At 67.1% G+C, this 23,238-nt stretch carries 22 protein-coding genes and 1 pseudogene; 10 read left to right on the top strand and 13 right to left on the bottom strand.

Annotated features, from left to right (window positions below; translation table 11 throughout):
• On the bottom strand, window positions 1-2,015 hold a 2,015-nt coding region (locus tag AB7O82_RS20735; protein WP_428620045.1), incomplete at its 3' end, for a proline dehydrogenase family protein.
• Between the two features lie 317 nt (window positions 2,016-2,332).
• Here AB7O82_RS20735 and AB7O82_RS20730 point away from each other — a divergent pair.
• Together AB7O82_RS20730 and AB7O82_RS20725 are read left to right on the top strand one after the other, a co-directional pair.
• On the top strand, window positions 2,333-3,631 hold the full coding sequence (locus AB7O82_RS20730) for an aromatic ring-hydroxylating dioxygenase subunit alpha (RefSeq protein WP_428549853.1): 1,299 nt from the start codon (window positions 2,333-2,335) through the stop codon (window positions 3,629-3,631).
• Window positions 3,632-3,682: 51 nt separating this feature from the next.
• The gene (locus AB7O82_RS20725; RefSeq protein WP_428549856.1) at window positions 3,683-4,147 is read left to right on the top strand and encodes an aromatic-ring-hydroxylating dioxygenase subunit beta; all 465 of its coding nucleotides are present in this window, start codon (window positions 3,683-3,685) and stop codon (window positions 4,145-4,147) included.
• Between the two features lie 182 nt (window positions 4,148-4,329).
• Here AB7O82_RS20725 and AB7O82_RS20720 read toward each other — a convergent pair whose 3' ends face one another.
• The 8 genes and pseudogenes from AB7O82_RS20720 to AB7O82_RS20685 form a co-directional block, all read right to left on the bottom strand.
• Window positions 4,330-5,835 (bottom strand): flavin-containing monooxygenase, encoded by a 1,506-nt coding sequence (locus tag AB7O82_RS20720; RefSeq protein WP_428620048.1) that lies wholly within the window; start codon window positions 5,833-5,835, stop codon window positions 4,330-4,332.
• A gap of 723 nt (window positions 5,836-6,558) precedes the next feature.
• Window positions 6,559-9,489 carry a hypothetical protein gene (locus AB7O82_RS20715; RefSeq protein ID WP_428548294.1) on the bottom strand — a complete coding sequence of 977 codons (2,931 nt, stop codon included), beginning with the start codon at window positions 9,487-9,489 and terminating at the stop codon, window positions 6,559-6,561.
• Window positions 9,490-9,635: 146 nt separating this feature from the next.
• Window positions 9,636-11,384 (bottom strand): thiamine pyrophosphate-requiring protein, encoded by a 1,749-nt coding sequence (locus AB7O82_RS20710; RefSeq protein ID WP_428548297.1) that lies wholly within the window; start codon window positions 11,382-11,384, stop codon window positions 9,636-9,638.
• A gap of 73 nt (window positions 11,385-11,457) precedes the next feature.
• Window positions 11,458-11,868 (bottom strand): EthD domain-containing protein, encoded by a 411-nt coding sequence (locus tag AB7O82_RS20705; RefSeq protein WP_428548300.1) that lies wholly within the window; start codon window positions 11,866-11,868, stop codon window positions 11,458-11,460.
• A 627-nt stretch (window positions 11,869-12,495) separates the two neighbouring features.
• Window positions 12,496-12,702, bottom strand: a complete 207-nt coding sequence (locus AB7O82_RS20700) for a helix-turn-helix domain-containing protein (RefSeq protein WP_428620043.1) — start codon at window positions 12,700-12,702, stop codon at window positions 12,496-12,498.
• 67 nt (window positions 12,703-12,769) lie between these two features.
• Complete coding sequence (locus AB7O82_RS20695) at window positions 12,770-13,132, bottom strand: type II toxin-antitoxin system RelE/ParE family toxin (RefSeq protein ID WP_428548306.1); 363 nt, start codon at window positions 13,130-13,132, stop codon at window positions 12,770-12,772.
• 105 nt (window positions 13,133-13,237) lie between these two features.
• A complete protein-coding gene (locus AB7O82_RS20690; RefSeq protein WP_428620050.1) occupies window positions 13,238-13,360 on the bottom strand; it encodes a hypothetical protein in 123 nt (40 codons plus the stop codon).
• 16 nt (window positions 13,361-13,376) lie between these two features.
• Window positions 13,377-13,490 (bottom strand): annotated as a pseudogene (locus tag AB7O82_RS20685) (AbrB/MazE/SpoVT family DNA-binding domain-containing protein); the annotation flags it as partial.
• Between the two features lie 103 nt (window positions 13,491-13,593).
• Between AB7O82_RS20685 and AB7O82_RS20680 the strand changes: the two are divergent.
• A complete protein-coding gene (locus AB7O82_RS20680) occupies window positions 13,594-13,848 on the top strand; it encodes a type II toxin-antitoxin system prevent-host-death family antitoxin (RefSeq protein ID WP_428548312.1) in 255 nt (84 codons plus the stop codon).
• Between the two features lie 132 nt (window positions 13,849-13,980).
• Here AB7O82_RS20680 and AB7O82_RS20675 read toward each other — a convergent pair whose 3' ends face one another.
• Entirely contained in the window at window positions 13,981-14,274 is a 294-nt protein-coding gene (locus AB7O82_RS20675; protein WP_428548315.1) for a nucleotidyltransferase family protein, read from the bottom strand.
• 295 nt (window positions 14,275-14,569) lie between these two features.
• Here AB7O82_RS20675 and AB7O82_RS20670 point away from each other — a divergent pair, with 295 nt between their 5' ends.
• On the top strand, window positions 14,570-15,355 hold the full coding sequence (locus AB7O82_RS20670) for an alpha/beta fold hydrolase (RefSeq protein WP_428548318.1): 786 nt from the start codon (window positions 14,570-14,572) through the stop codon (window positions 15,353-15,355).
• 310 nt (window positions 15,356-15,665) lie between these two features.
• Here AB7O82_RS20670 and AB7O82_RS20665 read toward each other — a convergent pair whose 3' ends face one another.
• A complete protein-coding gene (locus tag AB7O82_RS20665; protein WP_428548321.1) occupies window positions 15,666-17,294 on the bottom strand; it encodes an ABC-F family ATP-binding cassette domain-containing protein in 1,629 nt (542 codons plus the stop codon).
• A 138-nt stretch (window positions 17,295-17,432) separates the two neighbouring features.
• Window positions 17,433-18,431, bottom strand: coding sequence for an isopenicillin N synthase family dioxygenase (locus AB7O82_RS20660; RefSeq protein WP_428548324.1), 999 nt, complete (start codon window positions 18,429-18,431; stop codon window positions 17,433-17,435).
• Between the two features lie 108 nt (window positions 18,432-18,539).
• Here AB7O82_RS20660 and AB7O82_RS20655 point away from each other — a divergent pair, with 108 nt between their 5' ends.
• From AB7O82_RS20655 to AB7O82_RS20645, 3 genes are all read left to right on the top strand, one after another.
• Window positions 18,540-19,547, top strand: coding sequence for a TRAP transporter substrate-binding protein (locus AB7O82_RS20655; protein ID WP_428548327.1), 1,008 nt, complete (start codon window positions 18,540-18,542; stop codon window positions 19,545-19,547).
• A gap of 75 nt (window positions 19,548-19,622) precedes the next feature.
• Window positions 19,623-20,219, top strand: a complete 597-nt coding sequence (locus AB7O82_RS20650; protein WP_428548330.1) for a TRAP transporter small permease — start codon at window positions 19,623-19,625, stop codon at window positions 20,217-20,219.
• Window positions 20,216-21,523, top strand: coding sequence for a TRAP transporter large permease (locus tag AB7O82_RS20645; protein WP_428548333.1), 1,308 nt, complete (start codon window positions 20,216-20,218; stop codon window positions 21,521-21,523). The genes AB7O82_RS20650 and AB7O82_RS20645 overlap by 4 nt, the downstream gene beginning before the upstream one ends.
• Here the strand turns inward: AB7O82_RS20645 and AB7O82_RS20640 are convergent.
• Window positions 21,489-21,809, bottom strand: coding sequence for a Fic family protein (locus AB7O82_RS20640; protein WP_428548335.1), 321 nt, complete (start codon window positions 21,807-21,809; stop codon window positions 21,489-21,491). The two genes, AB7O82_RS20645 and AB7O82_RS20640, sit on opposite strands and share 35 nt — an antisense overlap.
• A gap of 26 nt (window positions 21,810-21,835) precedes the next feature.
• Here AB7O82_RS20640 and AB7O82_RS20635 point away from each other — a divergent pair, with 26 nt between their 5' ends.
• The 3 genes from AB7O82_RS20635 to AB7O82_RS20625 form a co-directional block, all read left to right on the top strand.
• On the top strand, window positions 21,836-22,081 hold the full coding sequence (locus AB7O82_RS20635) for a hypothetical protein (protein ID WP_428548337.1): 246 nt from the start codon (window positions 21,836-21,838) through the stop codon (window positions 22,079-22,081).
• Window positions 22,078-22,515: a type II toxin-antitoxin system VapC family toxin gene (locus AB7O82_RS20630; protein WP_428548339.1), complete on the top strand. Its 438-nt coding sequence runs from the start codon at window positions 22,078-22,080 to the stop codon at window positions 22,513-22,515. Before AB7O82_RS20635 ends, AB7O82_RS20630 begins: the two co-directional genes overlap by 4 nt.
• Before the next feature lie 33 nt (window positions 22,516-22,548).
• The coding region (locus AB7O82_RS20625; RefSeq protein ID WP_428620041.1) for a DEAD/DEAH box helicase at window positions 22,549-23,238 on the top strand (690 nt) is incomplete at its 3' end.

The raw sequence follows: 23,238 nt of genomic DNA, 5'->3' as shown, positions 1-23,238 counted from the left end.
GCGGGCGGCGCCTGCCACGGCGCGGCCCGCGCGCAGGCCTCGTCGACCGTCTCGGGCGTCGCGTCGACGACGCGGCCCACGACGTCCCGGTGATCGGCGGGATTGAGGACAAGGCGTGCCGCGCCCGCCACGGCATCGTCGACTTTCTTGGGCGTCGCATCGACGATGCTGCCCACGACGCCGCGATGATCGGCGGGATCGAGGACAGGGCGTGCCGCGCCCGACCCGGCATCGTCGATCCGCTCGGGAATGGCGTCGACGACGCGGCCCACGACGTCCCGGTGATCGGCGGGATCGAGGACGGGGCATGCCGCGCCCGCCACGGCATCGTCGGCAGGCGACTTGGCCAGCAGCAGCTTGGCCAGGCCCGCCAGCACCTGCTCGTTGGCGAGGTCGAGGCCGCGCGAGTTGCACCGCTCGGCGCCGAAAAGATCGCGCGGCAGGGCGATCCCGGGGTGCGGCGCGCCAACGGGCACGACGGCGCGCGCCCGCTCGACGGGATCGCCGAGAAGGGTCTCGAGCGTCACGGCGGGGTCGGCGATCTGGTTGACGAACGAGGTGTTGGCGCCGTTCTCCAGCAGCCGCCGCACCAGGTAGGCGAGCAGGGTCTCGTGCGTGCCGACCGGCGCATAGATGCGGCACGGCCGGTTGAGCTTGCCGAGCCCCACGACCTCCTCGTAGAGCGGCTCGCCCATGCCGTGCAGGCACTGGAACTCGTACTGGCCGGCATAGAAGTTCTCTCCGGCCATGGCGTGGACGGTTGCGAGCGTCAGCGCGTTGTGGGTGGCGAACTGCGGGAAGGCGGCGTCGGGCGCCGACAGCAGGCGGCGGGCGCAGGCCAGGTACGAGACGTCGGTATGGATGCGCCGGGTGAACACCGGGTAGCCCTCGAGCCCGTCGAGCTGGGCGCGCTTGATTTCGCTGTCCCAGTAGGCGCCCTTGACCAGCCGCACCATCAGCCGGCGCCGGCTGCGGCGGCCGAGATCGATCAGCCAGTCGATCACGAACACCGCGCGCTTCTGATAGGCCTGCACCACGAAGCCGATGCCGTTCCAGCCCTCGAGCTGGGGCTCGAAGCAGAGCCGCTCCAGCAGATCGAGCGACAGGTCGAGCCGGTCGGCCTCCTCGGCGTCGATGTTGAGGCCGATGTCATAGCGCCGCGCCAGCAGCGCAAGCTCCCGGAAGCGCGGATAGAGTTCCGCCATCACGCGCTCGCGCTGGGCGCGGCCGTAGCGCGGATGCAGGGCCGAGAGCTTGATCGAGATGCCCGGCCCCTCGTAGATGCCGCGCCCGGCCGAGGCGGTGCCGATGGCATGGATGGCCTGGCGATAGGCCGCGAGGTAGCGCTCAGCCTGCTCCGTGGTGATCGCGGCCTCGCCCAGCATGTCGTAGGAATGGCGGAAGCCCTGCCGTTCGAGCGACCGCGCCCGGTCGAGCGCCTCGTCGATCGTCTGGCCGGCGACGAACTGCTCGCCCATCAGGCGCATCGCGAGATTGACGCCGCCGCGGATCAGCGGCTCGCCGCCCCTGCCGATCAGGCGGGTCAGCGCGGCCGAGAGAGAGCGCTCGCTGCTGGTGGCGGTGAGGCGCCCGGTCAGCATCAGGCCCCAGGTCGCGGCATTGACGAACAGCGACGGGCTGTGGCCGAGATGGGCGCGCCAGTCGCCGTCGCCGATCTTGTCGCGGATCAGCGCATCGCGCGTGTCGTCGTCGGGAATGCGCAGCAGCGCCTCGGCGAGGCACATCAGGGCGACGCCCTCCTGGCTCGACAGGGCGTATTCGTGGATCAGACCCTCGACGCCACCCGACGGCGTCTTCTGCCTGAGCGCCGTGACCAGCCGCATGGCGAGCGCACGCGCCCTGGCCGTGCGCGCCGCCGGCAGGCTGGCCGGCTCGAGCAGCGGCGGCACGCACTCGGTCTCGGGGCGCCGCCAGGCCGCGGTGATGGCGGCGCGCAACGGACCCTGCGGCTGGATCGACTGGGCGAAGGCGTGAAAGGGCGGCATGCCGGACATATCGGGATCGGCCAGATTAACGGCAACGTCGGCTGGGGGGGTTGGTGGGAGCGCGGTAGATCGACGCCAAGAGATTCGCGCTCGCGGGCCGGATGTCTCACGCACCGAGGGGTCATGTTCATGCGGACCGCGGGCGTCCCGCCCGCTCTTCTCACGAGCGGGCGGGACGCCCGCGGTCCGGAAGACCATGACCCCTCCGTCGCCGTAAGACGGCGACACCTCCCCAGCGACCTGGGGAGGAGGAGCGTTGTCGCCCATGCCGCTGGCGCTCGGTCATCCGATCGGCCAATGTAATGCCGGAGTGACGGGAGGGTCATATGGACATCCGACACGACGAAGGGTTCCCCGAGGCGCCGGCCCGGACGGCGAACCAGGCGCCGAGCCAAGCACCACGGGGCGCGTGGCCGGAGGACTCGCTCGCCCGCGTGCCCTACTGGGTCTACCAGGACGAGGCCAATTACGAGCGCGAGATGCGCCGCCTGTTCGAGGGCGCGACCTGGAACTTCGTCTGCCTCGAGGCCGACATCCCCAACAGGGGCGACTACCGCACCAACCAGGTCGGCGCCCTGCCCGTCATCGTGGTGCGCGGGCCGGATGGCCAGATCAACTGCTTCGAGAACCGCTGCTCGCATCGCGGCGCGCTGATCGCCTTCGACGACGGCGGCAACGTCCAGAACAACTTCAAGTGCGTCTATCACGCCTGGAGCTACGACCTCTCCGGCAATCTGCGCGGCATCGCTTTCGAGCGCGGGATCAACGGGCTGGGCGGCATGCCCAGGGATTTCTGCCGCGAGAATTTCAGCCCGCGCAAGCTGCGCACCACCACGCTGTGCGGCCTGGTGTTCGCCACCCTGTCGCCCGACACGCCGCCGATCGAGGAGTATATCGGCAGCGAGGTGGTCGACCGTCTGAAGCGCGTGCTCAACCGGCCGATCCGCGTCATGGGCCGCTTCGTCCAGCCGCTGCCCAACGACTGGAAGCTCTACGTCGAGAACGTCAAGGACACCTATCACGCGAGCATCCTGCACACCTTCCTGGCGACCTTCCGCATCTCGCGCCTGACCCAGGGCGGCGGCGTGCTGGTGAGCCCCGACGGCGGCAACCATTCGAGCTACACCATCGCCATCCCCGAAGGCGCCAACGCCGGCGCCTACAAGGAGCAGCAGATCCGCAGCGACAACGACCAGTTCGGGCTGGCTGATTCCCGCGTGCTCCAGTCGGTCGAGGAGTTCGGCGATCACATCCAGCTGCAGATCCTGTCGGTGTTCCCGGGCTTCATCCTGCAGCAGATCCACAATTGCCTGGCGGTCCGCCACGTCGTGCCGCGCGGGCTCGGCAAGATGGACTTGGTGTGGACGTATTTCGGCTTCGAGGACGACAGCGAGGAGATGTTCGCCCGCCGGCTGCGGCAGCAGAACCTGGTGGGACCGGCCGGCTTCATATCCATGGAGGATGGCTGCGTCGGCGGCTTCGTGCAGCGCGGCACCGCCGCCGCGGCCGACCACGTCTCGGTGATCGAGATGGGCGGCGCCGAGGCGGAAAGCCAGGCGACGCGCGCCACCGAGGCCTCGGTGCGCGGCTTCTGGAAGGCCTACCGCCGGCACATGGGTTATTAGAAGACGGGCTACTGGAAGACCGCTACGAGACGAAGGCCGAGAGGAAGCACCATGGACGTCGCGCGCCTGGTCGAGCTGAACGCTGCCTATGCGCGCGTCATCGACACCGAGCAGTTCGAGGCATGGCCCGAGCTGTTCCACGATCCCTGCCTCTACAAGGTGACGACGGCCGACAACGTGGCGCGCGGGCTGCCGTCGGGCATCATCTACGCCGAGTCGCGCGGCATGCTGCACGACCGCATCTCCTCGCTGCGCAAGGTCAACATCTACGAGCGCCAGCGCTATCGCCATATCGTCGGCCTGCCGGTCGTGCTGGGCCAGGAGAACGGCGCGACCACTGTCGAGACGCCATTCCTGATCGTGCGCATCATGCGCGACGGCACGATGGACCTGTTCGCCACCGGCTGCTACCGCGACAAGGTCAAGCCCGATGCCGGCGGCGCGCTGCGCTTCGCCGAGCGCATCGTGATCTGCGACGGCGGCCGCTTCGACACCCTGGTGGCGATTCCGTTTTGATCATTCTCCTCCCCAGCTCTGCTGGGGAGGTGTCGCCGTCTTCGGCGAGGGAGGGGACATCGGGACCGCGGGGGACCCGCCCGCTCTGACACTTGAGGGGGCGGGACGCCCGCGGTCCGGAAGACCATGACCCCTCGATTACGGGGGCACCTCCCCAAGCGAAGCTTGGGGAGGAGGAAGAGTCACCCGTAGACGAACGCCTTGTCGTCGAGGTCGATGGCGGGGAACTCGTTCTTCTCGCGCCAATAGTCCTGGGTGTGCTGCCATTCGCGCTTGTCGCCGCGCTTGGGCAGCAGGTGCATGCCGCGCATCAGGTAGCCGGGGTTGAAGTTCTCCGGATCGATCCACGGCAGGAGCGGCATGTCCTTGTCCTCGGGTCGCAACGCCACCTCGACCCGGCGGGCCTGCTTGTCCTTCATGTGGTTGAGCAGGCGGCAGACGAAATCGGCGACCAGGTCGGCGCGCAGGGTCCAGCTGGCGCGGAAGTAGCCGAACACCCAGACCATGTTGGGCACGCCGGTGAACATCATGCCGCGATAGGTCACCGTCTCGGCGAAATCGAGCGGCTTGTCGTCGATCGTGAAGGCGATGTCGCCCAGCACGTTCAAGTGAAAGCCGGTGGCGGTGACGATGATGTCGGCCTCGAGCTCGCGGCCCGACTTCAGCCGGATGCCCTTCTCGGTGAAGCGATCGATCTCGTCGGTCACCACCGATGCCTTGCCGCTGCGAATCCCGCGGAACAGGTCTCCGTCCGGCACGTAGGCGATGCGCTGGCGCCACGGCCGGTAGCTCGGCGTGAAGTGCGTGTCGATGTCGTAGTCCGGACCGAGATAGGCGCGCACGCCGCCCAGCAGCTCGGCCCGCACCTTGTCGGGCTCCTCGAACGAGCGCCGCGTGAACTCCGACTGGTCGCGCAGGATGCGGCGGCGCACGATCTCGTGGATCCAGGTCTCGTCGACCTCGAGCTGGCGCAGCTGGTCGGCGAGGTCGTTGGCGTTGCGCGCCGGGATGAAGTAGGTCGGCGAGCGCTGCAGCAGGGTGACGTGCTCGCAGTCGCCCGCGATCGCCGGCACCAGCGTGGCGGCCGTCGCGCCCGAGCCGATGACGATGACCTTCTTGCCCTTGTAGTCGAGGTCGTCGGGCCAGGTCTGCGGATGGACGATGCGGCCCTTGTAGTCGGCCATGCCCTCCCACTCCGGCGTGTAGCCCTCGGAATGGCGGTAGTAGCCCTGGCACATCCACAGGAAGCCTGCCGAGATGCGGAAGGCCTCGCCGGTGTCGGTGCGCACGCCTTCGATCGTCCAGCGGTTGTCGGCGCTCGACCATTTCGCCGAGTCGATGCGATGGCGGTAGCGGATGTGGCGGGCGAGGTCGTTCTCGTCGATCACCTCGCCCATGTAGGCCAGGATCTCGTCGGCCGACGCGATCGGCGCGCTGGTCCACGGCTTGAAGCGGTAGCCGAAGGTGTAGAGGTCGCTGTCCGAGCGGATGCCCGGGTAGCGGTGCGTGAGCCAGGTGCCGCCGAAGCTCTCCTGCGTCTCGAGCACCACGAAGCTCGTGCCCGGACACTGCTGCGTCAGGTGATAGGCACCGCCCACACCGGAGATGCCGGCGCCGACGATCAGAACGTCGAAATGCTCGGTCGTCGCGGCGGGGCGCGGCTGGGACAGGACGGCGGTGTCGGGCATGGCGGCGGGTTCCGGCTGATTGATGACGTCGACGTCATATTGACGGGTGAATACGATCGCCATCAAGGCGGGAGATCAACGCGGCAGGCGGCCACACGCTTTTGCACCGCGACGCCTGTTTCCCCTGAAGATCTTCAGGAGAGGGAAATTTTTCATGGCCCGATTTTGCGTCTTTTGCGTCTTTGCGTCAGTGCCCTTTGGAATCAAGCACTTGCGACTGACGCAAATGAAGATGTCGAGCTCGTTTTCCGTCAGTCGGGCATCCTGCGTCAGAGGGGCGTGCTGCGTCGGCTTCGCGCGCCGGCACGGCGGACATCCGAACCACCGACGTGCCACGGGCGCCGACGTGGCCGGACGCAACCTCGGTCACACCCCCGAGCGTGCGCATGATCCATCCTCCCTGATGTTGCGCCGTCATCGGCATAAAGACGCCGCCTGTCTCTGCCACGCTAGGCGAGATATTCGTGACGTCAACCCGGCCCAGCAGAAGTCCGGCAAGAACCACCCCAATCCGGTCCAGGTGCGGTGGCGTGGTGCGGAAGAGGACTCAATCTTGGACCGCGGGCGTCCCGCCCGCTCATGAGTAGCCATGAGCGGGCGGGACGCCCGCGGTCCGCATGACTCCATGACCCTTGGCTGGGAGCGCGCCACTCAAGGCGGAGACTACCCCGCCTCGAGTGGCACGCTCCCAGCGCTTGACCATCAAAGTTGGACCGCAGCTCGCTAGACAAGCCACGCGTTGCCGAACGCGCTGGTGAAGTCGAGATTGACCACCAGGTCGTTGTAGTCGCGGTCGCCGCCGCCGAACGTGTCCTCGAAGCCCCAGGTGTTCAGCCCGTAGTTCCAGATGTGGCCGACAGGTACGCCGTCCACCACCTCGTTGGCCTGCGAGAACGCCCAGTAGGTCCTGCCCTGCGTGGTGTCGACCAGCTTCATGGCGACGATATCGCCCGAGTCGATATCCTCCAGCTTCGCCTGCAAGAACTGGCCGTAGCCCGGACCGTCGATCGCCGTGGCACCAGTCGTGGTCTGGTAGGCGCGGGCCTGGGCGGCTGCCGCGTAGCCCGCCGCCCCCGGCGCGAGGCCGCCGATGCTGCCGGTGAAGTCGTCGACCCGGTAGAAGCTCAGCTCGAGGGTGTCGCTGCCGTTCTGGCGGATGTTCACCACTGCCGTCTGATCGTCGGCCGCACCCACCGTCTCCGCCACCGCCACCGGCCGCGCCACGCGCACCATGCCGCCCGCGGTCTGGAAGTCGACGAAGCCGAACTGGTTGGTGAGCGGCGCCCTGAACGCCTGGGCATCCATGCCGTCGACCGCGACGGCAAACATGTCGCCCTGGTCCACGGTCACCTGGCCGACCGCGCCCTGGCCATAGCGGTCGAACAGGCGCACCAGATTGGCGTCGAAGTCCTTCTGCCCGGCCTGGCCGGCGAGCTGGGCGGTCCAGGCGAATTCGCCCGTCGCCCCGCTCGACAGGTCGAGGTGGCTCGACCCAGCCTTCACGTCGACGTCCGCGTCCGGCGACACGATCTGGATCAGCAGGCTCTGCCCGACGCCGCTGGTCCAGCCGCCGGCGCCGGAGCTGGTCAGCACCTGTGGCACGTCGTCGTCGTACGACATCTCCGAATGGGCGATCGCGGTCAGCGCCCGCGCCAGCAGCACGCCGTTCGGCGTGCCCAGCCCCGTGGTCAGGTCGTACCCCCAACCGGCGGCATAGCCGTAGCCCGTCGGGCTGACGTCGGTGTCGTTGGTCAGGTAGGCGCCCGGCTCGAAGAACGACGACGTGTTGTTGCCCATCGTGACGTCGTTGAACGCCGCAGGCGCGATCGCCGCCACCGTGTACAGCAGGTCGTTCATGTAGCCGAGGTTGGGCAGGTTCTGGTCGCGGAAGATCGTGTTGATCTGGATCGCCAGCGACGCCCACAGCGGCGAGGCCGCACTGGTGCCGTCCCAGTTGTTGGTGCCGACCATGTCGGGATTGGGCACGGTGTAGGTAAGATTGCCGCCGGCATTCGCCGAGACATCGGGGACGCCGCGACCGACCAGGTGTTGCGGGTCGGAGGTCGTCGGGTTGAGCCCGAAGTCGGCCTGATAGGAAGGCACGCTCTGCGTCGCGTCCACGCCGCCCGAGGTGGTCATGTTGCTGATGTAGCCACCGGCAAAGAACGCGCCCGGTATCCCCTCGATCGTGAGCTGACCGTCTTCGTTGGCGACGAAATAGTCGTTCCACACCGTTTCGACGAAGGCCTGGGTGCTTGCGGTATCGTCCGGCATGGTCGTCAGCCCACCGGCCACCAGCTGCCAGATCGTCTTCGGGCTGCCCGCCATCGCGGCCGTGACCACCGTGGCGAGCGTCTCGTCAGCGTTGGCCACTTTCGTTGTCGACAGCGATGTCCCGCCCACCAGAACGTTCCAGGGCTGGGAGATGTTGGAGGTGACGTTGGTGAGGCCATTGCCGGTCTGATTGCCGGAACCTCCATCGCCCAGCGCAATGAAGGTCGTCTGGTTGGCGAGCGCCGCGTCGACAAACAGCTCCCGATAGACACGGTAGAAGGGCGAGTCCGGTGCGCTGCTCTGGCCGTCGTGGAACGAGTTCGAGGTCACGGCCGCCTTGGCCGTCGTGTTGCCGACCACCGTCTCCGCCTTGTCCCAGATGGCATGTTGAATGGCGGTGAACGTCGACGCGTAGGCGTCGTTGTCGTCGGTGTCTCCCGACCCGACATAAAGCTTGATGTCGCTGTTGGGATTGATCGCCGCGACCACGCCGACGTCGAGCGAGCGTTCGCCGGGCGAGCCGTTCTCGAAGGATTGGCCATCCTTCCCTTGGACATGGACCTTGCCGCTGCCGCTGCGATCGCTACCGGCCAGGTATTCCGCGAGCAGCTGCTCGAAGGTCTGGGTGTGGTGCTCGGGCAGCACATCCCCGGTGCCCGGCTCGATCAGGCCGATGAAGCCGGTCTGCACGGTCTGGCCGTCGAGCGGAAAGTTGTACAGCTCGGCAATCTTGTCCGGCGACAGCTGGGGCGCTCCCGGCGGCAGCTCGCCCGAACTCGGCGCCGAGGTGCCGACGCTCTGCGGCCCCGGAGTCAGGGTAACCGGCGTTCCGGTCGACAGGTTTGTCGCCGGAGGGCTGGTGTCGTAGTCGACCCACAAGCCGGTCACGTCCCAGCCCGCCGGCAGGGAGAGATCGCCGTTCCAGTAGATCAGCACCTCCGACGGCGAGTACATCAATTCGGTGTTGAACAAAGCCTTGAAGTCCGCCGCCGTTGCGATGTTCACCCAGATCGTGCGCGACTCGGCCGACGAGACGTAGTTGCCATCGGGGCCATCGTGCAGAATCGTCAGGTTGAAGGGAGCGCTTTCGACGGCGCTGACGAGCGAATCGTACTGGGCGTTGCTCGCGCCATAGGTCGTCCACAGCGCACCCGCGTCGTTGAGGTCCTCGATCGTCTGCTGCCGCGTTCCCCAATCCTGCGCCAGCAATCCTGAAGCGTCGGTGACGCGCGGAAGCACCAGCGCGACGTTGATGCCGTAGGGCGAGCTCTCGCCATCGGTGATACCGTAGGCGCTCTCGACCGTCGGCGCGTCGGTGATGCGATAGCCGGCGTAGTCCAGAAAGGTCGAATGGTCGACCGGTTGATAGGTTATGGCCACGCGCTCCGCTCCGATGAACATGGTTCTGGAAACCATCGAACACTGGACCAGCGCGGCCAGCCTTCAAGTGCCTCGCTGCCCAAAATGAGAACCGAACCGGCTGAAGCCGCAATCGGGCAGCCCCGGAATGACTGGGTAGCCGCTCTCTAGATCGGCGTGACCTTGGCATGCAGGATGGCCGAGCGGCCGGAGCGCACCGCCTCCAAACAGCGCGCGATCGCGGCGTCGGCGTCGGCGGGATCGGAGAGACGCTCGCCGTGGGCGCCGGCGGCCTGGGCGATCAGGGCGAAGTCCATGGCCGGCGCGTAGGCGGCGCCGTAGTCGTCGCCGGCCTTGGCCTCGCCGCCCGGGTAGACCCGCAAGGTCGCCTCCTTCACCGCCCCCCAGCCCGAATTGTCGAGCACGACCATGAAGATCGGCAGGCCGTATTTCTGCGACACGGCCAGCACCGACTGCGGGTTAGAGAAATAGAAGGTGCCGTCGCCCATGATCGGCACGACGGCGCGATCGGGCAGCGCGAGCTTAAGGCCGAGCGCGAGGCTGGCGGCGAAGCCCAGGCCGGCGCCGGCCAGGCCGACCAGGCTGCCGGGCTCGGTGCGCGGCATCTGCGCCAGCACCGCGGGGATGTTGCGGATCGCCTCGTTGATCACGATGGCCGACGGCCCGAGCGCCTTGGCCAGCGCGGCACACACGAAGTGCGGGTTGATCTCGCCGGCGACGCCTGGATCGCCGGCGAGCCGGGCGGCCTGCGCGCGGCGCGCCGTCCCCTCCTCCGCCAACGCCGCCACGCGCGCCGCCGCCCGCGCCCTGAACCCCGCATCGGCCTTGGCCTTCAGCACGCCAAGAAGGTCGGCGAAGAAGCGGCCGCTGTCGCCCTGCAGGCGCAAATTGGCCGGGAAGGTCCACATCGGGAAGCCGCGCTTCTCGGCATCGACGTCGACATGCGCCCACCAGGTCGAGGGATTGTCCGGCATGTCCTTGGGAATCCACGGCACGTCGACATCGACCAGCAGCCCGACATCGGCCTCGGCCAGCGCCTTGGCCGGCATGAAGCCGCCGTGACAAGGCGAATCCGCCGGCAGGCTGGCATAGACCGGGCTGAACTCGACGACGCGGATGCCGGCGAAGCGCGCCAGCGCGTCGAGCAGGGCGACCGAGGCGTGGTTGCGTCCGGCATAGGCGGTGATCAGCATCGGCCGTTCCGCCGACAGCAGCCGCTCGGCGATGATCTCGACCGATTGCGGATCGACGGCGCCGACACCAGCCGGACCGAAGCGCTCCTCGGGGTAGGAGCGGATCTGCCCTTCCGACCACAGCTCGGTCAGCGTCTCGCGGGGGAAGGTCATGTAGACCGGCCCCTTGGGGTCGCTCATCATCATCGTGTGGGCGCGGCGCAGCGCTTCCTTGGCGACCACGCCCGACGGCAGGTTGTATTCCCACTTGGTGTAGGGCCGCACCAGGCTCGCCTGGTCGAACGGCTCCTGCACGAAATGCACGTAGGTGTCGCGGGTGCCTAAAAGCTCGCCGCGCGTGGTGAAGGGCGCGCGGCCGGCCATCAGCAGCACCGGCAGGCGCGCCCGGCAGATATTGTGCAGTGCCATAGCCGAGTTGGCCGTGCCGGCATCGACATGGACCATCACGCCCTGCCCGCGGCCGGTCGCCATGGCGTAGCCCGCCGCCATGTGCACCGCCGTGATCTCGTGCGGACACAGGATGGTCTCGGGCGCCTTGCGGCCACCACGCTTGAAGGCGGCCATCGCCTCGATGATCGGCGCGTGATCGGTGCCGAAATTGCAGAACAGGTAGTCGAAACCGATCTCGTTCAGGCCTTCGAGGAAGTAATGCGCCGCCGAATGGCGGGCCTCGTTGCTGGTGCTGCTGCTGGTGCTGTCCATTGCGCCCTCACTCACCGATCGCCCGGATGTCGAATCGTCTGATCAGACTAACACGCGCGCGAGCAGCTCCACGTCAGTCGGCATCTGCAACCCGACGCTCCGCCGCGGGATGGATGACGTGCTCGCGGTTGAGCCACAGCGGCGAGCGCGCCAGGTCGATGAACTTCGCCTCGTCCTCGAGCAGCAGCCGGCCGGCCTCGCGCGCCTCCGGCGTGCGGCGCGCCGCCCGGTAGCTCTCCTCGCTCTCCCACCACAGCTCGGCGATGCCGTCGTAGGGTTCCGGCGCGCCGCGCGCCTTGCGCATGCCGTCGCCCAGCGGGGCTTCGAGCGCCTCGTCGAGCCGATGGACCTGGACATACCGCACCATGCCCAGCGCCGGCTGGAGACGGCGCACCAGCGGCCCGTGCTTGTGCAGCCAATAGTCGTGGAACTCGGCCGCCGTCAGGGCCGGCAGCCGGCGCAGGCAGAAGGTCAGCTTGAGCACGGCGTTTCCTCGTTCTCGTCATTCATCATAGGAGGCCGGCGACACCGGCCAAGGCCGAAAACGGGCGCGGATCTTCGTCCCGATCTTCCCTTGACGTAAACGGAAAGCACGCGCCCGGCGCGGACTGAGCAACACGACCCCCTTTTCTTGCGGTCGGTGCGGTCGCTTGCGGTCGCAGCCTTTCGAAATCAAGGGGTTGGCCGACCGCAAGAGATCCGTCGCGACCGCACGGTGCGGTCGCAGCCGGCGTCTTGCGGTCGCAACCACGGCGGCGCCTCGCTCTCTCGAGTCGCCGCGGAGAATCGGCCCGGAATCTTGCGTCATTTGCGTCATTGCGTCATCGGTGTTTGAAATCAACGACTTGGCCGTGACGCACCGGAATGACGGTGCGTCGCTGGAGTGTTGGTTAGAGTCGGTGCCGGCGATCACGGTCCCGTCCTTCGGTTGGCACGCAGCTTCGCCGCAGGTGTTGTCACGACGGGGAGCAAACCGGCAGGCGGGCCAGCCGAGGTGGTTCGCTCCTGCAGCCAAAGGAGTGTGCAATCAAGTCGTGCAATCGAGCGCATCAAGGTCATCCGGCTCGGCCCGGATGAGGTGCTCCTCCGCAATTGACACCGGATTGGGCGGTCACGCAGTGAGCGCTCGCCGTACCGCTTCCGGTTCGAGCTCGACGATCTTGAGGAGCACACGAGCCGAGCGGTCCGGCACGCGCCGGCCGGTTTCCCACTCCTTCACCGCGTCCGTCGAGAAGCCAAAGCGATTGGCGAACTCGACCCGAGTCAGCGCGAGCCGCTTGCGGATGGCGCGCACGTCCACCTCGTCCGGCACATGCACCACGAAGCCTTCGTCCGCCTCACCGCGCGCGAAGGCCCGTGCCTTTTGAACGCTCGTGAGGATTCGTCTACCGGCCTTTGACACGTTTCGTCACTCCTTCACGGTACTCGCGCGCAAGATGGGAAAGCTCCTCACGTAGCGCATTGATCTCCGCCTTGCTGAGATTGACCCGTTCACCCTTCTTGAAGACGTTGAGCAGAAACACTGGAATGTCGTCTCCGCCGTAGTAAGTGATCACGCGGTAGCCACCACTCTTGCCGCGACCCGGCGCCGCAAACCGGACTTTGCGTGCGCCGCCGGAGCCGACGATGAGATCACCCACCCTGGGGTTCGCGGCGACATGATCGACAATGAAGCGCCGCCCGTCGTCCCCGATTCCAGCAGCCTTGGCATCGCGGAGATAGTCCGGCGTCTCGACGACGGCTTGCATCGTCGCAAGGGTGGCATTGCCACCCCGAGAAATCAAGGGATGAGACCGGCGGCGTCCCCTGCCGGATCAAGTCGTCCCAATCAATTGCACTCATGGCTGGACTGTTCAGCCCTGGTCGGCAAAAGGGCCGCGCATCAGCGCGACGATTTCATCGGTCGTCATCTCGAAGTCGCCGCGCCCGCGCAGGCTTTCGACCAGCTTCTGCCCCCGGGGTCCGACGGCGGCCACCCGCCCGCGCCTTTACGAGGCGCACGACGCCGGCCTCGATCTCGAACTCGACATCGGTGCCCGGCTTGAGGCCCGCGCGCTCTCGCACGTACCGGGGGATGGTGACCTGGCCCTTGGCAGTGATCCGCATGGCTGCGCCTTTCCGGACTCGCCCTCGTGCGCCGCAGGGCACGGCGTGTTGAAAAAGGTGCCGATATCACATCTTGCGGAAGATACGGAAAGTTTACACGCCCATGACCAAGACCGTGTCGGCCTCCAAAGTTCGAAAGAATTTCGGCGCCTATCATGATCGGGCTCTCAGGGAGCCGATCCGCGTCACCAAGTACGGCCGGGAAACCATCTATATCGTCTCGGCTGAATCCTTCCATGCCATGAAGCAGGCGCAGCGAGATGCCATTCGAAGCGCGGACCTTACCGACATCGAGGCAAAGCTGATCGCCGATGCCGAGATCCCGCTCGGGCATCGCCATAGCCTCGACAAGCCATAACTCGGTTGGCCTTGCCGAAGCCCACGCCGGGCTTGGTCATTTGCTACGCGACATCGAGGCCATCCGTCGTCGGCCATACCGTCGATTGCTTCGAGACTGTCGCGAAGGCGAACGAGATGCGGGCGCCTCACCCTAGAAGACCTTGATGGCTTCCGCCTCGATGGTCTGACGCAGCATTGGATGCAGCCCTTCCCGGGTCGTCAGATCGGCAGGGTGTCCGAGCACTTCCGAAAGCCGCTCCCGCAGGCGAACCAGCTCGACGAAGCTGAACCTTTCCGGATCGTAGTCGACAAAGAGATCGACATCGCTGTCTGCCGTCGCCTCTCCCCGCGCCGTCGATCCGAACACATAGAGCGAAGTCGCGCCGAGCTGGCGAATCTCGTCTGCCCGCCTGCGAAGTTCGAGGACGACATCAATCGAAGCCATGGTCGATCATAGCACCGCCCGCCAGAGGGCGTGGCCATCCATCCTGCGGACCTCGACCTTACCGGGCCGGACCACCTTGCCGGCGTGCCTGCGAACCTCCCTTGTCCTGGATTTCCGACCGACCCGAGCGCATCGTCGAGCCGATGGACCTGGACAGGACGCACACCCGTCTGCGCGTTGAAGCGCCGATGCGCGCGCTGCGCTAGGGGCCAAACACGGCCGCGGGTTCGTTCGCCGGCGCCCGCACGCGGCCGGTCGGCGATCCGAGTTCGTTTTGAAAGAGGGCACGCAGGCAATGAACTGGCATCCCCGGCCGCTCGATCCGGCCGACATCACCGTGCATCGTCGGGGGCGCGGCAAGCCGCTGGTGCTCCTGCACTGCCTGGGCATGGACTGGCATTTCTGGGACGTGCTGGAGCCGCTCGCAGACCAGCTCGAGCTGATCGCCTACAGCTTTCCCGGACACCACGACAGCCGGCTGCCCCTCGGTCAATACGGGGAAGCCGAGCTCGCCGGGCAGCTGAAGGCGCTGCTGGAGCGTGAAGGCGTGAACCGGGCGAATCTGGCCGGCATCTCCATGGGCGGATCGCTGGCCCAGTATTTTGCCGGCACCTACCCGGAGATGGTGGAGCGCGTCATCCTGTGCGACTGCACGCCCCGCTACACCGACGAGATGCGCGCCAATTGGCCGGTGCGGGCGGCGCTCGCGCGCACGAACGGTGTCGCGAGCCTGATCCCGATGCTGGAGAAGGTGTTCTTCACCCAGGCGTCGCTCGACGAGAACGGCCCCAACGTGCGCCATGTGAAGGAGAAGTGGGCCGCCTGCAGCGGCGAAGGCTATGCGCTGGGCTGCGAGTGGCTCGCCATGCTCGATGCCCGTGAACAGGCCAGGCGGATGACGATGCCGACATCGATCCTGCTCGGGTCCAACGAGAGCCAGGCCTTCAAGGATGCCGCCCGCTGGATGAACGACAACATTCCGGGCAGTGCCGGAATCGTCGAGGTGCCGATGGCCGGCCATGCGTCGGTACGCGAACGTCCCGAGTTCGCCATCGAGCACTTCCGGCGATTTCTCTGCTGACGGTCGAAGGGCATGACCCATCGCCGGCGCCCGCATCCCGCATCGACGCCATCGCCAAGTGCTCCAAGATCAAGAAGCTGCTGCTCTACCAGTACGTTAGAGCGTTAGAGCGCGACTGCTTCACGTAGACCTTGCCATAAGCGGCCACTTGATTGCCCTCTGGCGGCTTCGACGCAGTGTCGGACGTCACCAGATTGATTCCTGCACATCGTTGGTGATCGGGCGGAAAGCGCATAGCCAGCACCAGCCTCGCGGGTCTGGAGAACGAGCGGGCGGGACGTCCGCGGTCCGAAAGAGCGTGAGCGTCCCGCTACGGGCCCGGATGAAGACCCGGCGCCTCCTGGCCCGTCCGGGCCACATACTCCGTGTAGCCGCCGCCGTACTGGTGAACGCCCTCGGGCGTCAGCTCAAGCACCCGGTTCGAGAGCGCGGCCAGGAAGTGGCGGTCGTGCGAGACGAACAGCATGGTGCCCTCGAACTCCGCCAGGGCGGCGACCAGCATCTCCTTGGTCGCCATGTCCAGATGGTTCGTCGGCTCGTCGAGAACCAGGAAGTTCGGCGGGTCGAACAGCATCCTGGCCATGACCAGGCGGGCCTTCTCGCCGCCGGACAGAACGCGGCAGGGCTTCTCGACATCGTCGCCGGAGAAGCCGAAGCAGCCGGCCAGCGTGCGCAGCGTCCCCTGCCCGGCCTGCGGGAACGCCCCGTCGAGCGATTCGAAGACCGTATCGGCGCCGTCCAGCAGGTCCATGGAGTGCTGGGCGAAGTAGCCCATCCTGACGTTGCTGCCGAGGGTCACGGTGCCCTCGTCCGGCTCGGTCGCCCCCGCCACCAGTTTGAGCAGCGTGGACTTGCCCGCGCCGTTGGCGCCCAGCACGCACCAGCGTTCCCGGCGACGCATCCGGAAATCGAGCCCGGCATAGATCGGCTGGCTGCCATAGCCCTTGTGGACGTTCCGGAAGCTCGCCACGTCGTCGCCCGAGCGCGGCGGGGTGCGGAACTCGAACTGGACGGACTGGCGGCGCCGGGGCGGTTCCACCCGCTCGATCTTGTCCAGCTTCTTCACCCGGCTCTGGACCTGGGCGGCGTGAGAGGCCCGCGCCTTGAAGCGCTCGATGAACTTCATCTCCTTGGCGAGCATCGCCTGCTGGCGCTCGAATTGCGCCTGGCGCTGCCGCTCGCCCACCGCACGCTGCTGCTCGTAGAAGTCGAAGTTGCCCGAATAGGTGGTGAGCGAACCGCCGTCGATCTCCACGACCTTGCCGACGATGCGGTTCATGAACTCGCGGTCATGCGACGTCATCAGCAGCGCGCCGTCGTATTTCTTCAGGAAATCCTCCAGCCAGATCAGGCTTTCGAGGTCGAGATGGTTGCTCGGCTCGTCCAGCAGCATGCCGTCGGGCCGCATCAGCAGGATGCGGGCGAGCGCCACGCGCATCTTCCACCCGCCGGAGAGCAGGCCAACGTCGCCGTCCATGCGTTCCTGGCTGAAGCTCAGACCCGCGAGCACCTCGCGCGCCCGGGCCTCCAGCGCATAGCCATCGAGCTCCTCGAAGCGTCCCTGCACCTCGCCATAGCGCTCGACGATAACGTCCATGTCGCCGGCCTGGTCGGGATCAACCATCGCGGCCTCGAGCCTGGCCATCTCGGTGGCCAGCGCGCTCACCGGCCCGACGCCATCCATCACTTCCGCGACGGCGCTCCGGCCGGACATCTCGCCGACATCCTGGCTGAAATAGCCGATCGTCATGCCGGGATCGATCGTCACCTGGCCATCGTCGGGCCGATCCTCGCCGGCGATCATGCGGAAAAGCGTGGTCTTGCCGGCGCCATTGGGCCCGACAAGCCCCACCTTCTCGCCCTTCTGGATGCCCATCGACGCGTCGATGAACAGGATCTGATGGCCGTGCTGCTTGCTGATGTTGTCGAGGCGAATCATGGGGGCGGTGCTAGCGGAAAAAGCGACACCGCAAATCGCAGCCAAAAGCCGCAGGGGTCGGGCTTGGCGCGGCTCGGCCACCAACCGCGCCCGGCATCCGCGGCGCCGGCGCCGCGGTCGCCGACGCGACACCGATGATCAGGTGGCCGGCTGCCCCCGTGCGGCGGTCCGGGCAAACCTTTCGTTGCGATAGCCGGCGACAGTGATCGGTGGATACCTCGCCGGGCTGCCGGGCGCCCGGCAGGTGGGCAGGCACTCGACCACCGAATCGTAGTTCGGCGCGACGAAGTAGGCGATCGACAGTCGCCGCCTGCCGCCTCCGTTCACCGGATTGGCCACGCGATGGAGCGTCGACACGAAGCGGTCGTTGGTCCAGCGCATCAGGAGATCGCCGATATTGACGATGAAGCCGTCCTCGACGACCGGCGCTTCGTGCCAGCGCCCGTCGAGGTCGCGCACCTCGAGCCCGCCGTCTGCCGCTTCGTTCTTGAGGATGGTCAGCATGCCGAGATCGGTGTGCGCGCCGGCGCGAAGCTGGCCGGGGCGCGGCCGCTCGGTCTGCTCGGGATAGTGGAGCGCCCGCAGCATGCTGCAATGCCGGTCGAGATGCCGCGCGAACCAGTCGTCCGGCAGGTCGAGCGCGCTGGCGAAGACGCGGCAGATCGTATCCTGCAAGTCTTCCATTGCACCCCAATAGGCCCTCCAGGACGCCTCGAAGGCCGCCGGCTCGGCCGGCCAGAGATTGGGCGCGTAGTTGGGATAGGCGCCAGGTCCCTGATGATACCAGGGATCGTCGGCGGGCACGTCGGGCGGGCCGATGGCGAAAACCTCCTTGTAGTCCGGCGGCGAGTCGTTGCCTGCCAGGCGTGCGAGGGTCTCGGTGCCCTGGCAATGATAGGCGCGGTTCTGCTCGGGTCGAGGCCGTGCCACCTCCATCTTGCGGGCCAGCGGCAGATCGAAGAAGGCACGCGACGTCGAGCGCATGTCCTCGATCGTCGCCCGGGGAACGCGATGCCCGCGGACGGCGAAGAAGCCGATGGTCTCGCAGGCCTGGCGAACCCGGAGCGCGACCGCGCGACGATCGCGGCCGGCGTACCACGGCTCGAGATCGACGACCGGGAAGACGAAGTCGGGCATCAGCTGTCCTCCGTATCACCGTGAAGCAAGCGCCATGCCGCGCAGGCCGTGGCACGGAAGTTGCAGCCCGATCCTCGACATCACATGCGCACGACAGGAGGGTGGCGGATGAGTTTCACGTTCAAGGCCGCGGCGTTGAAGGCTGCGGCCCTCGCCGCCGGAGCATGCCTCGCCCTGGCAGGCCCGGCAACCGCGCAGACCCAATGGATCATGGCCAGCGGCTATCCCGAGAACAACTTCATGACCCAGAACCTGCGCAAGTGGGTCGAGGACGTCGAGAAGGGCACGGCCGGCAAGCTCAAGATCACGCTGCACACCAACGACAGCCTGATCAAGCTCGACAGCATCAAGGGCGCGATCCAGCGCGGCCAGGTGCAGGGCGGCGAGATCCGCCTCGGCGTCTACGGCAACGAGGATCCCATGTACATCCTCGACGGCGTCCCGTTCCTGGCCTCGACCTACGACGAAGCCTGGAAGCTGATGGAGGCGCAGGCTCCCTATTTCAAGGGCCTCTTCAACAAGGCCGGCATGGTGATCGCGGGCTACCAAGTGTGGCCGAGCCAGGGCTTCTACACCAAGACGCCGGTCAACACCGTCGACGACTTCAAGGGCAAGAAGATCCGCATCTACTCGACGGCGACCCAGCGCATGGCGACCCTGCTCGGCTTCAATGCGACGATCCTGCCGTTCGCCGAGATCCCGCAAGCCTTCTCGACCGGCCTCATCGAGGCACTGTTCACCAGCGCCCAGACGGGCACCGACATCCAGGCGTGGGACAACACAAGGTATTTCACCGACGTCGGCGCGATCCTGTCCAAGAACGCGCTGGTCTTCAACAAGCGCGCCTTCAGCGCGCTGCCGCCCGCCGACCAGAAGGTGCTGATGGATGCCTCGGCCGCCTACACCAAGCGGTCGTGGGAGATGAGCAAGGCGGCGGGCGACGAGAAATCCGCCGTCCTCAAGAAGAACGGCATGACCGTGTCAGCCGGGCCGCCGGCGGTCATCGGTGCCATGAAGAAGGTCGGCGCGACGATGGCCGACGAATGGAAGGCAACGGCGAGCCCGGCGGCCGTCGCTGTCCTGACCAGCTACATGTCCGGCCAGAAGACCAACTGACGCCGGCGATCCGCCGGGCCGCCAGCCGCGGCCCGGCTCCCCCTCCCAGAGACCTCTCAGAGCGACGGTGATGCGATGCGGCCTGCACTGGATGCGCTCTATCGCGTGAGCGGCCTTCTTTCGGCGTTCTTCCTGATGATGATCGGCGTCACCATCCTCGCCCAGATCGCCGGACGGCTGCTGCATTTCACCTTCGACGCCACCGAGATCTCCGGTTTCTGCATGGCCGCCTCGACCTTTCTCGGCCTCGCCTACACCTTCAATGCGGGCGCCCACATCCGCGTCAACCTGCTGGTCGGAAAGTTCCCGCCGCAACATCGGCGCCGCATCGAAATCTGGTGCTGCGCCATCGGCGGCGCGGCCTTCGTCTTCTTCTCCGTCAAGGCCTGGGAGATGGCCTGGGAATCCTTCCTGTTCGGCGATACCAGCCCCGGCCTGATGGCAGTGCCGTTCTGGATCCCGCAGATCGGCATGGCGCTGGGCGCGACCATCATGGCGATCGGGCTGGTCGACCAGCTGATCCAGACACTGGGCGGCAAGATCCCGGACTTCGCCGATGCGGAGGCGCAGGCGATCGGCGACGAGCTGGAAGCGGCCGCGGCCAGCATGTCCGAGTCAGGCATGGCCGAGGCGTCGGCCGCAATCGTCCCGGCCAAGGCGGCAACGCGATGAGCGGCGAAGCCATCCTCGCGGCGAGCGTGCTGGGCACGCTGTTCCTCCTGCTGGCGTCAGGTGTGTGGATCGGCGTGGCGCTCCTGATCGTGGGCTTCGTCGCGCTGTTCTTCTTCACCCCCGCACCGGCCGGCTCGCTGCTCGCGAGCACGGTGTGGGATTCGAGCTGGAACTGGGCGCTCACCGCCCTGCCGCTCTTCATCTGGATGGGCGAGATCCTGTTCCGCTCGCGCCTGTCGGAGGACATGTTCAAAGGCTTGGCGCCGTGGCTCGGCTGGCTGCCCGGCCGCCTCCTGCACGTCAACATCTTGGGCTGTGGCGTGATGGCGGCGGTGTCCGGCTCGTCGTCCGTGACCTGCGCCACGATCGGCCGCATGAGCATGCCGGAGCTTCGCAGGCGCGGCTATCACGAGGGCATGGCGATCGGCACGCTGGCCGGATCGGGCACGCTCGGCCTGCTGATCCCGCCGTCCATCATGATGATCGTCTACGGCATCACCGCGCAGGTCTCGATCGGTCGCCTGTTCATCGCCGGTTTCCTGCCGGGCTTCATGATGATCGGCCTGTTCATGGCCTATACGGCGGGGTGGTCGCTCCTCAATCCCACCAGGGTCCCGGCCGACGACCTCAGGATGGGCCTCGCCGAGAAGCTGTGGAACGCCCGCCGGCTGATCCCCGTGATCCTGCTGATCGTCGCCGTGCTCGGCTCGATCTACGGCGGCGTCGCCACGCCGACCGAGGCGGCGGTGATGGGCGTCGTCGGCGCCCTGATCCTGGCGGCCGCCACCGGCACGCTGTCGTGGGAGACCTTCCGGGAAAGCCTGCTGGGCGCGGTTCGCACCAGCTGCCTGATCGGCCTGATCCTGGTCGGCGCGGCGTTCGTCACCATGGCGATGGCCTTCACCGGCCTGCCGGCGACGATGGCCGGGTGGGTCAACACGCTGGGCCTCAGTCCCGTCGGGCTGATCGTCCTGCTGACCCTGCTCTACATCGTGCTGGGGTGCTTCCTCGACGGCGTGTCGATGATCGTGCTGACGGCGCCCGTCGTCCTGCCGATGGTCGCGGCGCAACGCATCGATCCGCTGTGGTTCGGGATCTACATCGTGCTGGTGGTGGAGATGGCGCAGATAACGCCGCCGGTGGGATTCAATCTCTATGTGCTGCAGAATCTCACCGGACGGGACATCTGGACGGTGACCAAGGCCTCGTTCCCCTTCTTTCTCCTCCTGTGTCTCGGGGTCGCCCTCATCACGATATGGCCCGATATCGTCATGGTCCTGCCGCGTCAGATGGTGAACGCATAGCCGGCGCCGGGGCTAAGCCGCTCCAGCTGTCGGGATCGGACTCTTCGAGGAAGTCGGCGGGCAGCTCGCCAGACAGTGCCACCGTCTCCTCCCAGTCCCCCAGCATGGCCTTTCGGCTGACGATGCCGTAGTTGCCATCCGGCCTGGGGCGCAACCGCCCGAAAGTCGGCAGGCCATAACGCATCGCCAAGCTGTTGGCCCATAGCAGGGCGGTGCGGCCGTTGCCGTTTGCAAAGGGATGTATGCGCACCCACTCGGCGTTGCATTCCCGAATATGGGCGCCCATATTAGGGCACCCATATGGATGGCTGAATGAAGACCACGGTCGATATCTCGGAGGCCCTGCTCAGGGAGGCAAAGAAGCTGGCGGCACGGGAAGGCATCACGCTCAAGGCCCTCATCGAGCGCGGCCTGCATCGGGTGATCGCCGAGACCAGGCAACACCCGCCTTTCAAGTTGCGCCGGGCCTCCTTCAAAGGAAAGGGCTTGTCTCCCGACTTGCAGAACGCCTCCTGGGAGGCGGTCCTCGACCGTGCCTACGAGGGGCGCGGCAGTTGATTGCGGTCGATACCAATATTCTCGTCTATGCCCATCGTGAGGACTCCGCCTTTCATCGTCCTGCCCTGCAGCGCCTGACCGCACTCGCCGAGGGCCCGGAGGCCTGGGCTATTCCATGGCCGTGCCTGCATGAGTTCCTCGCCATCGTCACCCACCCCCGCATCTATGTGCCGCCAACCCCTCTCGACGGTGCCCTCGATCAAGTGGACGCGTGGCTTCAATCGCCGACCGTCGCACTGCTTGCCGAGTCGACGAACCACTGGCCGACCTTGCGCTCCCTCCTCGTCAACAGCCAGGTGATCGGTCCGCGCATCCACGATGCCCGCGTGGCGGCGCTGTGCAGGCAGCATGGGATCCGCCAATTGTGGTCCGCCGACCGTGATTTTGGCCGCTTCGCCGGGGTCTCCGTCATCAATCCGCTGTTTCAGGCCTGATCAGCTCGCTCGGGCGCTACGATGGCCGCCGCAATGGATTCTTTTCCCGTCGACGAGGCCCTGCCGCGCCTGAAGGAGGCGCTGCTCGGCGGCAACGCCGCCGTGCTGGTGGCGCCGCCAGGCGCCGGCAAGACCACGCGCGTGCCGCTGGCGCTGCTCGATACGCCCTGGCTTGGCAACAGCAAGATCGTCATGCAGGAGCCGCGGCGGCTGGCGGCGCGGGCCGCCGCGCGGCGCATGGCGGCGACGTTGGGCGAGCAGGTCGGGGAGACCGTCGGCTACCGCGTACGGCTCGACACAAGGGTCGGTCCGCGCACGCGCATCGAGGTCGTGACCGACGGCCTGTTCCTGCGGATGCTGCAGGACGACCCGTCGCTCGACGGCATCGGCTGCGTGATCTTCGACGAGCTGCACGAGCGCGGCCTCGAGACCGACCTCTCCTTCGCCCTGGTGTGCGAGGCGCAGGCGGCGCTGCGCGAGGACCTGCGCGTCATCGCCATGTCGGCGACCCTCGATCCCGGCCCCGTGGCGGAGCGGCTGGGCGGAGCGCCGGTGGTCGAGAGCGCGGGCCGCATGTTCCCGGTCGACACGATCTACCTCGACCGCGATCCGACCGGGCGCATCGAGGATGTCGTGGCATCGACCGTCCGTCGCGCGCTGGCTGAGCAGCCCGGCAGCGCGCTGGTGTTCCTGCCCGGAGTCGGCGAGATCCGTCGCGTCGAG

The organism is Reyranella sp. (genome assembly GCF_050185545.1).
GTDB lineage: Bacteria > Pseudomonadota > Alphaproteobacteria > Reyranellales > Reyranellaceae > Reyranella.
The sequence above is the reverse complement of the archived record's forward strand: the minus strand, read 5'-3'. Positions and strand labels throughout refer to the sequence as shown.